General features: G+C 38.0%; 9 protein-coding genes. 2 read left to right on the top strand and 7 right to left on the bottom strand.

Annotation, left to right across the window (positions count from 1 at the left end; genetic code table 11):
* The first annotated feature begins 6 nt into the window (after window positions 1-6).
* Together sdhA and ACFIME_RS07510 are read left to right on the top strand one after the other, a co-directional pair.
* Window positions 7-1851: a succinate dehydrogenase flavoprotein subunit gene (gene sdhA / locus ACFIME_RS07515; protein ID WP_375620955.1), complete on the top strand. Its 1845-nt coding sequence runs from the start codon at window positions 7-9 to the stop codon at window positions 1849-1851.
* Between the two features lie 14 nt (window positions 1852-1865).
* Window positions 1866-2645: a succinate dehydrogenase iron-sulfur subunit gene (locus tag ACFIME_RS07510; protein ID WP_005774220.1), complete on the top strand. Its 780-nt coding sequence runs from the start codon at window positions 1866-1868 to the stop codon at window positions 2643-2645.
* Window positions 2646-5954: 3309 nt separating this feature from the next.
* Here ACFIME_RS07510 and virB11 read toward each other — a convergent pair.
* The 7 genes from virB11 to ACFIME_RS07475 form a co-directional block, all read right to left on the bottom strand.
* Complete coding sequence (gene virB11, locus ACFIME_RS07505; protein WP_375634367.1) at window positions 5955-7016, bottom strand: P-type DNA transfer ATPase VirB11; 1062 nt, start codon at window positions 7014-7016, stop codon at window positions 5955-5957.
* Entirely contained in the window at window positions 6991-8148 is a 1158-nt protein-coding gene (virB10, locus tag ACFIME_RS07500; RefSeq protein WP_375618344.1) for a type IV secretion system protein VirB10, read from the bottom strand. Before virB10 ends, virB11 begins: the two co-directional genes overlap by 26 nt.
* A complete protein-coding gene (gene virB9, locus ACFIME_RS07495; RefSeq protein WP_375606008.1) occupies window positions 8148-8954 on the bottom strand; it encodes a P-type conjugative transfer protein VirB9 in 807 nt (268 codons plus the stop codon). Before virB9 ends, virB10 begins: the two co-directional genes overlap by 1 nt.
* A gap of 13 nt (window positions 8955-8967) precedes the next feature.
* A complete protein-coding gene (locus tag ACFIME_RS07490; protein WP_375606007.1) occupies window positions 8968-9669 on the bottom strand; it encodes a virB8 family protein in 702 nt (233 codons plus the stop codon).
* A 286-nt stretch (window positions 9670-9955) separates the two neighbouring features.
* Window positions 9956-10735: a type IV secretion system protein gene (locus tag ACFIME_RS07485; RefSeq protein ID WP_375684743.1), complete on the bottom strand. Its 780-nt coding sequence runs from the start codon at window positions 10733-10735 to the stop codon at window positions 9956-9958.
* 354 nt (window positions 10736-11089) lie between these two features.
* Window positions 11090-11830, bottom strand: coding sequence for a type IV secretion system protein (locus tag ACFIME_RS07480; RefSeq protein ID WP_375684742.1), 741 nt, complete (start codon window positions 11828-11830; stop codon window positions 11090-11092).
* Between the two features lie 145 nt (window positions 11831-11975).
* The gene (locus ACFIME_RS07475; protein ID WP_015857026.1) at window positions 11976-12119 is read right to left on the bottom strand and encodes a hypothetical protein; all 144 of its coding nucleotides are present in this window, start codon (window positions 12117-12119) and stop codon (window positions 11976-11978) included.
* Between the last annotated feature and the right edge of the window lie 119 nt (window positions 12120-12238).

Genomic DNA, 12238 nt, shown 5'->3' with positions numbered 1-12238 from the left:
ACAAGTATGGCGGGTACAGGATCATCTCTGGGCGCTAAAGCAGGTAACGCCCCTTATCGCACTGTAGATCATAAATTTGATGTTGTTGTTGTTGGGGCAGGTGGTGCAGGATTACGTGCGACACTGGGTATGGCAGAACAAGGATTAAAGACAGCTTGTATTACGAAGGTTTTTCCAACGCGCTCACATACGGTTGCAGCACAAGGGGGAATTGCTGCATCGCTTTCAAATATGGGACCTGACAATTGGCAGTGGCATTTATATGATACCGTGAAAGGTTCTGATTGGTTGGGCGATACCGATGCAATGGAATATTTGGTGCGTAATGCTCCTGCTGCTGTGTATGAATTAGAACATTATGGCGTTCCTTTTTCGCGAACGCAAGAAGGCAAAATTTATCAGCGTCCTTTTGGTGGACATACGACACAATTTGGTGAAGGTCCACCTGTTCAGCGTACTTGCGCAGCAGCTGACCGTACAGGCCATGCCATTTTGCATACGCTTTATGGACAAAGCTTAAAGCATAATGCGCAATTTTTTATTGAATATTTTGCACTCGATCTCATCATGACGGATGGGGTTTGTACGGGGGTTGTGGCATGGAATCTCGATGATGGTACAATACATCGTTTTTCTGCCAAAATGGTTGTTCTTGCAACCGGTGGTTATGGACGCGCTTATTTTTCTGCGACATCGGCGCATACCTGTACGGGTGATGGTGGTGGAATGATCGCACGTGCTGGATTGCCACTTCAGGATATGGAGTTTGTGCAATTCCATCCGACAGGGATTTACGGTTCTGGCTGCTTAATTACAGAAGGAGCTCGTGGTGAAGGAGGCTATTTAATCAATTCTGAAGGTGAACGCTTTATGGAGCGTTATGCACCTTCCTTTAAGGATTTGGCTTCACGTGACTTGGTTTCGCGTTGTATCACACTTGAAATTCGTGAAGGGCGTGGCGTTGGACCTAAGAAGGATCATATTCATTTGGTTCTCAATCATATTGATCCTGCAATCTTGCATGAGCGTTTACCAGGGATTTCAGAATCAGCACGGATTTTTGCAGGGGTGGATGTAACAAAAGAGCCTATCCCCATCTTACCAACGGTTCATTATAATATGGGTGGGATTCCTACCAATTACTACGGGGAAGTTCTCAATCCAACGGCTGATTCGCCTGATCGTATTCAACCAGGGCTGATGGCGGTAGGAGAAGCAGGATGTGCTTCTGTTCATGGTGCTAATCGCTTGGGGTCAAATTCATTAATTGATCTTGTGGTGTTTGGTCGTGCTGCTGCCATTCGCGCGGGTGAAGTTATTGATCGGAATGCAGAAATTCCACCCATCAATGAAGAAGCTGTTGACGAAATTATAGCGCGTTTTGATCGTTTACGTTTTGCACAAGGGGCAATACCAACAGCTGTATTGCGTGAAAAAATGCAACGCACGATGCAAGAAGATGCAGCAGTCTTCCGTACAGAAGATTCTTTGAAACAGGGATGTCAACGGATGAATAAAATCTGGGGGGAATTGTCGGATCTCAAAGTCACAGATCGTTCTCTGATATGGAATTCTGATTTGGTTGAAACATTAGAGCTTGAAAATCTCATGGCGAATGCAATCATGACTGTTCATTCTGCCGAAGCACGTTCAGAAAGCCGTGGCGCTCACGCTCGTGAAGATTATCCAGAGCGTGATGATAAAAACTGGCGTAAACATACGATTTCACATTTGTCAAAAGAGGGTAAGGTGACATTATCATATCGACCTGTCCATGTGGACCCGTTAACATCTGAAGCTGATGGTGGGATCGATTTAAAGCGCATTGCACCTAAAAAACGGGTTTATTAAGGGGAGAATGAAATATGGTACAAATTAAGCTTCCCAAAAATTCTCAAGTAAAACCGGGAAAGGTTTGGCCTAAACCTGAAGGTGCTACAAAGCTGACGGAATTTCACGTGTATCGTTGGTCGCCTGATGATGAGGAAAATCCTCATTTAGATACTTATTATGTGGATCGTTCTGCTTGTGGTCCTATGATTCTTGATGGGCTTTTGTTTATTAAAAACCATATTGATCCAACTTTGACACTTCGTCGATCATGCCGTGAAGGCATCTGTGGTTCATGTGCGATGAATATTGATGGAACCAATACATTAGCTTGTACCAAAGGGATGGATGATGTAAAACATCCCATTAAGGTCTATCCGTTGCCTTCCATGCCGGTTGTTAAAGATTTGGTTCCTGATTTAAAGCGTTTTTATGCACAACACCGAGTCATTGAGCCTTGGTTGCAAACAGTTTCTCCTGAACCTGCAAAAGAATGGTTACAAAGTCACTCCGATCGCCAAAAAATCGATGGCCTTTATGAATGTATTTTGTGTGCGTGTTGTCAGACTTCATGTCCAAGTTATTGGTGGAACGGTGATCGTTATTTGGGCCCCGCTGTTTTGCTTCAAGCTTATCGCTGGATTGCGGATTCACGTGATGAGATGTGTGGTGAACGTCTTGATAATTTAGAAGATCCTTTCCGCCTTTATCGTTGCCATACGATTATGAATTGTGCGCAAACTTGTCCAAAGGGATTAAATCCAGCGAAAGCGATTGCTGAAATTAAAAAACTCATGGTTGAACGCCGCCTTTGAAAATTTACTGATTGATCAAAATAAAGCGCAAGGTGGGAAATTGTATCTCCTTTTAGCAATTAAATCTCTAAAAGAAGATCGGCTGCTTATGGGGGCGCAGTAGCTATCATCATTCTAAAAGTGAAGTAATCCCTAAAAATTTAAGCAATTCTTGCAATGGCTGAGCAGAAAACTCATAGTTGAATATTATCTTTGAAAATTAACCGATTAATGAACAGTAAAAAGAAAAATAGAAAATTGTGCGTGTTTTTTGTGCCTCTTTGAGGCTTAATCTCTAAAAATTTATTGGCTTCTATAAGGCGGTTAGTATAGTTATTATTGCCTTTAAAAAGGCATTAGTCTTTCGAGTAAACTATACTTTAAATAGCGTTCTATGTAAAAACAATAAAATCAATATGCCATGTGTTTTTATTTTTATTAAATTCGCATCATAATTTATACTTTGACGCAGATTCAATTGATCATTTTTTATAAAAAAGATCACTCTGTATAAATATAGCACAAAAAATAAATGCTGATACAAATATTATAACGCATGTAAATTATTCATATGAAATACAAAGAAGTGATCATTATGACAGTTTGTCATTTTACGATACGTTTATTATAATATCGAAAATATTGCGAATATTCAGGATTAGGAATTTTTGATAACATCATTTATATATTTAAAGGTCATATTTTTTATTTTAAAGATTGGATTGTTAATAGCATTAAAAAACAAAATTTATAGTTCTTAAAAAATGGAGAACGTAAAATCCCTATCTATTGTAGAGATAGATCATACAGTTCAGGGGGAAGTAATTTAAAATTATTGTAACGTCATAGATTTAAATTCATTAAAGAGCAGATAAGACGTTTGAAAAATAGCAAATTTATAGGTTTCTCTAAAAATTTAGAAAACGATAGTAAGAATTCTAAGAACACATGTTGCGAATGTGGAATAAGCGGTGTTTGTAGGTTCGTTTGAGTTGAATAAATTCAATAATCAAAGAAAATATGTTGTATTTTGACGAGTTTCGGAGGTTTTGATTTTATATGTTTTTATCTATAAAAAATAGAGATTTCTAGGTTTAGATCTTATTTATTATGTTAGGGTATTTCATTGTTCTTGTATGTATGCTTAAGAAAGTTGTTTAAGCAGTAAAAGTGTTTTTTATTTTTCAGCATAAAAGATATTTCTTAACATGAAAAAGAGGTGTCCAAGTATTAACGGTATAATCAGTCATTGTTTTGGTATTTATTCTGTTGTGCCATAAAACACTATCGTATTTAGGATGTGGTAATTAGAGTGGTTAGAAGGTGAAATCTGCTAGGCGAGGGGGCGGATTGTTTGCAGATTAGTTTGCGTGTTAAGAGGCTTCGTCCTTTGAGGTGTGATAGGTGGAGTCTGTTAGCCAATTACGTAAATGAGAGCGAAATCTACGTGGACAGGTTTTTAGTCTAATCTCTCTTATATTGTGATAGGAAATTCACATTAATAAGGACTACGACCGGTTACAGAAAACAGAAATCATTGCGAAAAAACAAGCGTGCTTATTTTAAAATTTTTAATATTTGTGATCATAATGGCATGCGAAATCTCCTGTAGTATCACGCAGACCGTTCGTATTCTCGAGCCAAGAATTGTTCATATATCCTCTTCAATCTGATCTTCACGAATTGATGCAAGAGATGGGTACGAACACCTGTAAGAATAAGCAGATGCAAAGCCAGTTGTATCATTATTGTTGCTTTGCAGAGTGTTCGATAAAAATCTGGAACATTTCTCCAATTCATTGCCGGTTTATTAATGACTTTATGGCGTTGTTTTTCTAAAAGAGCTTTTGCTGTTGCAGCTTTCACTTATCAGATGGGAGTTAAGAGTGTTATGTATCTCTGTTGGCGTAATCTTTGAAAGTCGCTATACAGCCTCCTAATTTGAGGAGAATATGAAGCTGTAAAGGTGCAAACCAGTTTCCATTTTAGCATCATTTTTAAATTCTGCTTTACGACTTTTAAAAGCATCTAGAGTAATGTCTTTTAAATAATAGAGATTACGCATTGCTTCACGCTTTTGTTTCTCTCGTTCTTTAATAAGATCAAAACCCTTATGTAAAACAGAACGCCCCGAACCAAATACACTTTGCTTGTCAATTTACACGCTTGTTTTTAAGAAACCTTTCTTTAAGGTGCCTAAGCTTATTTCACTACAGAGCTCGTGGATGGTATAATGGTAAAGCCCCGATGAATAATATAAAATTTATAGAGCATCTCCATTTTTACACTTCATAAAAGAGCAAGTTGGGCGCCATTAGACACTTTGCAAACTCCCAATATTGTGACAATTTTGGGCATTTTGGATGGTTTATAAAAGGCATTTTTAGTGCTTTTTGTACAGTTTCATTCTATACGGCTTTATTTACTTATAATGTGCAAGAGACATGGTTTTGGTTAATAAACAGCTTTGAAATGAGAGAATCCTACGGTATTAAGATCTTTTATCCAACACGCAAAATAATGAACACTCTTTATAAGACAATGTGATGCATCTTAAGAAGAGTGATTGTAGATCTGTGCTTTTAGGAATTTTTGCTTTTTGAGGTGTAGAGAAGAGAGCAGGAATATTCAGAGTAGAGCTTACCTTATGTAATCTATGGATATCGTCTTTAGGAGAGGGACATAAGCCACGTGATATGGTTAGCAAAGCTTGCTTAAGAGAAATTTGGTTGTTTACGAACAACTGGAGGTTAAGAATCTTTCTTCGTCCGAAGAAGACGTTGATATGCCACTATACTTTTTATTACCAAATAGAATGTGGTTTATGGATGCTAAATTGAAATGATAATTTATTTCGTATGAGGTTTTCCGTATTTGGAGATTGTTTGGTTAAAAAACACATTTATTAATCACTTGAAAATAGCACTTAGAATTTTTAAACGATAAGTTTTGGTCTTGATGACGATAATTGTTTGTGATGATCGAAAGTATCTATTTTACGAAGCTTTCATTGATAGGCGAATCAAAATTTATTCTTTTCTTTTGTTTAAATATTTATTTTGCAGCTATTTTTTCTTTTTTGCATCAAAGATACTTTTTCAAAAGGTAAATGGAAAGAATGATCAAAGGCAAGAGAATAGAGAGAGCCTTATGTATAATTTGATTTTCTCGTAGAGTTGTTGTCTATTAACTTTTTTCTTTTTTTCTTCATGAAGAGTGTAGAAAATCCATTGGAGAAGCAAAGAAAATAGGAAAAGTTAAATAAATAGCCGTAACAATTAGTTACGGCTATTTTTGTTTGCTTCATATTACCGAGAGAGGAAGCTCCCCTTAAGCGATTTTTGATTTAGCAAAAATCGGGTCGTAAAAGACTTCAGAGAGTTTTCTATCTTTAAAGAACAACACTACGTCAACTGTTGTATAGAGAACGATTTTTATCATTTCTAACTCGAGTTGCCGGCCAATTTCTGATCTTTTAATCAAGGTGGCACATCGCTCAAATGTCTGCAAAGCGCTGTTGGCATGCGTTGTTGTAATCGATCCGGGATGACCAGTGTTGAGCGAATTGAGATATTCCCATGCTTCATTGCCTCGCAATTCAGCGAGAAAAATTCTGTCAGGCGACTGACGCATACACGCATCTAGGCATTCTTCAGCTGAAACACGACCTACATTGTTACCATAAATCATATGTACATGATTGGGATGATTGGGTAGAAAAAGCTCATGAACATCTTCAATTGTGATAATACGCTCCTCTACAGGGACCTTTTCAATTAAAGAGCGAGCAAATGTTGTTTTACCAGATCCTGTTTTGCCTGCGATAATAATGTTGCGTTTGTGAAGGACGCATTTTTCCAAAAATTCAAGAATTTTTCCCTCACGTTTACTTTGTAAGAGTTGAACTTCAAATGGTTCCAACCGTGTGAAGTCCTGCCTCGATAACAAGTTATTGGCTTCTTTTGCTGAAGGCTTATTAAAACTTACATCAGAAAAATCGTCAAAAGCCCCTTCTTCTTTGAGTTCTTCTAACGTCTTAACTATGAGAGAATGTTTACGAATTACAAAGGAAAGAGCACCATCAACAACAGCTGGTGTTTGTATAATTGTACCACGTTGCCCACCAGGCAAGAGCACATAATTAATACTTCTGGGAGCCATACCGTTATAAACGATAATAGCTGTAATAAGCGTTTGCAAAAAAGTGGTTGTTAACTCTGGTACGCTATGTACTTGCCAACCCTTAAAGCTTTTCGTCCATACTTCACAGGGGCGGCAAATCGATAATTCAGTGATCGTGGGATCTTCTAAAAAACAATCAAGCGGTTGCAGAAGCTGAAAAACTGCTTGATCTTTTTGTATCGGGTTAACGTGTGACGAGACTGTAGACATCGCTGAAATCCAGATCACGAGCAACAAAAATATTTACTCGTTCGCCTTGGTTTTTGTAAAGTGTTGGTGTGATATTGATGGAATTCTGAAGAACATCGATTGCTATAGATTCAGCATTCTGAGCTCCTTTATTTTGTGAGTTATCTTTATTTTCTTTGCTGCTTTTACCAACTTTTCCTCTTACCCATTCTCCTAAATCACCGATAATGCTTACCATAATTGCACTACCAAATCGTTCCCAAAAATGTCTGTCAACCCAGCCACCAATACCCGCTTCACCCAGAGGACCTGTGCCTGGTGAGTCAAGATTGACAACAACACCAGAAGGCGTTTCAATGCGTAACCATTGCACAAACACGCGCGTTTGTCCTTGTTGTATGCCACTTTGGTAAAAACCAACGACTTTAGAACCACGGTCAAGCAAAACAACACGTCCACTCGTGGAATAAATATCGCGTGTTAAATGACACGTCGTCATTCCGGGTTGTGATGTAATGATTTTTGTTTCTAACGTACAATCTATTTGCGTTCCTTGTGTAATCAAAAAGTCACGGTTACGAAGTTGCATCGCATGTGATTGACCTAAACGCACGGGCTGAAGGTTATCAAATAATACGCCATTACCTCTATCATTATTCGATGCTTTATTATTTGTATCTGTAGATCCTTCGCTACCACCGTTGTTAAGGCTAGAACTGAGCATACGTTTGCGTGCTAATTCTTCAGAATCTTGGAGCATATGTGGAGGAATGGCTGTTTGAAGAAGTTTACTCAAGGCCGGTGGAATATCCAAGTTTGAATCTTCTATTTGTGTTGATTTTTCTGCTTCTTCTACAATCTTTGGCTCTTCTATAATCCGAGGGACATAGTTTGGTATAATTTGCTGTACTATTTGTTGTGGTTTTTCTTCCTCAACCTCCACGGTATTACGCATTTTAAAAGCTTTCCAAGTCAAGGCAATCGGTATCGCTACTATGACAATAAGTCCTACCATTAACAATGCACGGGTACCTGGAATTGTCGGACGACGTTCAGAACCTAGTTCGGATCCTCCATAGGCACCTTCAATATGTTTTTGCTCGACGTTGTCCAGTTTTGTACCTTTTCCCTCTCCTTCCTTATTGTCAAACATCATTTTCCTCCTTTATTGATACGATAAACCACCGAAGATACTGTCCCTGTTGTGTTTGGTACGCCATTGGGGTCATAGGCTTCATTAAAAACAGCTAGAGCGCGTTTACCAAGCCGTATGAGCCATTTAGGATTGACCTTATGAACGGCGATAATATCATTAGAACTGCCGATAACGGTGCGTGGTATTAAGCTTTCATTGCCTTCAGCATCTACGACATAAATCGATGGCATATCCATGTTAGCGGGAAATTTGAAGTAAGTAATACGCCCATTGTCCCAAGCATTTATCGGAGCAATATCTTGGTGACCGCTCATGGTATAACTGAGATTATAGCCGTTGACGCTTTGGTGAAAACCACGTTCAATCGCAAGGCGTCGATTGTTTTCTTCTGACTTTTCATCGTTTGAATCGGGATAATGGAAAGCCAATTCATATGTTGATCCCGCACGGTCATTCCGAAATTGTAGTCGGAATTTATAACTCCGTTTGTCGGTTACAACGATGAGATTGGTATTGGCAAGTTCTGCTTTTGGTTTAATAAAAATATGCCGCCCTTTATGAGCAAAGGCATAGGCTTCAGAATCGCCAAAGGCATGAGTTATGTACTGTTCACCTTCTTCAAGAATAATATGTGTTGCCACACCAAGAACTGTTTCAATTTGAACCACATCGGCTTCGTTATATGTTATATAGCGAATGCGGTGATCATATTGTGAATTTGATGGACTTTTGAGCGCCTGCACAGGTACCGTATAAAGAGAAGAAAACGAAGACAATAGAACAACGAACGCAAGTTTTTTCATAACAATCAATTCCTTAATCATTCAACAGTATTTCTGGGTCAGAACGGTAACTTGTTACTTGAAAACCAAGGGGGTTAAGCAATCGATCAGATGATTTCATGGGTGCACCAACATAGGTGTAACCAATTGTTGCAATTTGGTGCTGTTTTGGTCCAGTAGCAGCACCGTTGCTGTCAAGTTGCTGAGTCGTAAAACGTACAGTTGCTTGACCGAGTCCATTAGGCTGGATTGATCGTACTTTAACTGTGATACGTGCTTTGTTGGAAAGCACTTTGTCCCGTGCATTTTCTCCATCATAGATTTTATAATATTCTTGTTGAACAGATGCCGCACTTAAAAGTGCTGTTGTGTCATAGTTCAGTTGAATAGTATCGTAGTCGTAAGTTTCGCGGTTAAGCACATATTGATTTAGCCAATATCTATCTACAACTTCACCATAGCTTTCTTCGTGTTCACGCATGATTGAGATAACATCAACTGCACCTGTCGTATTATCAACGCGCAATACTAAGGGAGTTGGAGCTGGTTGAGAAAATCCAACAACTCCACATATCATACCGAATAAGCCAAAAAGACCCACAGTACTCGCAACACGCCATGCCGTTCTGCGCGACCTTATAAATTCATTGATAAGATCACGTTCTAAGCCACGGCTTTCTTCATAATAACTTCTAAGTTGTTCGGCTTTCACTGGTTTTGCTTGTTTTGTTTTCATCTGTCTCCTCGCTTGATTTCGGCAGGGATTGTTTTATTAATAGGCACACGATTTNTACCTGGTTAATTTTATCGAAAAGTTGCGTGAACATAGTGAAGTTCATGGCATTCCTCTTTAACGAATTTTCAACTTTTTATCACCTTGAAACATAGATACATGCTAAACACTTCATTTGCATTTATACAGTCCCTAAGTATTTTCACCACGATATCTTGGCTTTGATAAAATCTCTGTGTCTCTTTGAATTATTGGGATAGTACTGAACCCTGTAAATTAGCTTTTGTGTTCATCGTATGATCGGTATCTGTTTTTTTTCATTGTTAAAAAACATCATATCAAGTTCGCGTCGTTTCTTTTTGATAAGTGATTGCTCAGCATCATGTAAATACGCTACCATTTCCATTTTTATAAATTCATTTTGGATCATAGCTAATGTACCATCGATATGTGCTTGAAGATCTGCAATGTCTTTCAGTTTTTCTTTTGTTTGAAGCTCATCGAGTAGTCCTCTGAGGTATTGAAAACGACTTTCTATGTTTTCAAAACTTTCCAAACTCACAGCTTTATCTTGAACAGATACAGATTGTAAACGCCCAGAAATAGCTTTGCTGATTTGATCAAAGTTCCCAGAAACTTTGTTTTCTTCCTCCAAGACCTCTTGATATGATTGCCTTGAAAGCTTACTGTCTGTATAAAGAAATTCTGGCTCTTTAAGAAAAAAACTAGAAAAGTCTATTTGCTTTGGGTTTGTTTTCTGATCCTTTGTTATAGCCTGATAAGCTTTTTCTACTTGTGAAAGTTGTTGTCTTTTCGAATCAAGCTGCTTTTTTAAGAGCTCAATAATTTCTCCTTTTTTTAAAAGCTGAAGGATTTCCGAATATTCTGCTGATAGAGCAGGTTGTGGCGATGGAGCAGGTGGTGGCGATGGAGCAGGTGGTGGCGATGGAGCAGGTTGTGGCGGTGAAGCAGGTTGTGGCGATGGAGCAGGTGGTGGCGATGGAGCAGGTGAATTCTGTTTAGTATGTGATTCCGAAAGAATCTGTGCCCTTAAAAGATTTAGCCGCACGCTACTACCTAAATGACTTCCATCAAAATTGCTTGCATGTGCCAAATTTATCNGGTGAGTCTACAGTTGGATCCTTAGGTGGTTTTGGGGGTTCGAAACTTACGCCTACATCTGCATTTGCTGGAGCTAGATTCAGTATTCCCAAAAGGGTAACCATTCCTACTATAATAAATTGCTTTTTCATCTGTCTCCTCGCTTGATTTCGGCAGGGATTGTTTTATTAATAGGCACGCGGTTCNTATCTTGGCTTTGATAAAATCTCTGTGTCTCTTTGAATTATTGGGATAGTACTGAACCCTGTAAATTAGCTTTTGTGTTCATGAAAAAAGCAAATGTTGTAAAGAGCTTTATTCGCTAAATTCTTACACTGGGCATACTGCTGTGCTCAAAGTTCACTATTCTTCCATACAATTTACGTTTTTGTATTTCGATAAGGAGCTCTTCATTATCGCGTAAATTTCTGACCATTTGTAATTTTGCATATTCATTTTGGAGCATGGATGACATGTTCCTGATGCGTGTTTGTAGCTCGAAAACTTCCGCTAGATTCGTTGTTCTATTTATCTCATTTAAGAAATCGATGATTTGCGTAAAGCGCTTCTCTACGTCTTTGAAAGTTTGCAAGCTTACAGCTTTTTCGACAATTCCACTATATTTAAGACGCTTATCAATTATTTGCCGCATCATCGTTGGCGGAAGGCTCCAAAAGTTTGCCCTTTTCTCTTCGGCATAAATAGAAAATGAAATGTCTTTGAGATTGGGATACTCAGTCACAAATAGGTTATGGTAGTTTTGGTTTAGTTTTGCGTAGATAGGCATATCGTGTAAGAAAAAATTCCCCTCCTCTTTTATTCTTAGTTCTGTTATTCTACTTCCTGTTATAGATTGATAGACTTTTTTCGCGTTATTGATCTGCTCTTCAGTTACTTTAATTTTTTCTGTTAACAACTGAATAATTTTCAGATATTCTGTTGAGGAAGAGATTTGGATAGTTGAAGTTTGAGCGTCAGAACCCCAACTAAAGTTAGACCTTAGAGTTAAATCTATCATTGCCAAAAGACTAATCATTCCTATTGTAATAAATCGTTTTTTCACCTTAACACTCCTCTTTTTGACGATTAAAAAAGCCCAACNTTTAGCCGCACGCTACTACCTAAATGACTTCCATCAAAATTGCTTGCATGTGCCAAATTTATCATTCCCAAAAGGGTAACCATTCCTACTATAATAAATTGCTTTTTCATCTGTCTCCTCGCTTGATTTCGGCAGGGATTGTTTTATTAATAGGCACGCGGTTCCTATCATTGGGCTGTTTTAGCTTTGGTGCTAATGCACAAGCCGATAAAAGGTTTGCAATCAAAATTACAAGAATGATATTTTTCATTTTAATATGACTCTTTTTACTGTTATATACATTCTGATATTTTTTGTCATTATTATAATTTTGACACTAAAGTAAAGTGTATAGTTTACGATAATTTATCTTTTCTTAATTTCATTTTT

Source organism: Bartonella sp. AP1QHHD, assembly GCF_042196265.1.
GTDB lineage: Bacteria > Pseudomonadota > Alphaproteobacteria > Rhizobiales > Rhizobiaceae > Bartonella.
This window is presented reverse-complemented; position numbering and strand designations above follow the sequence as displayed.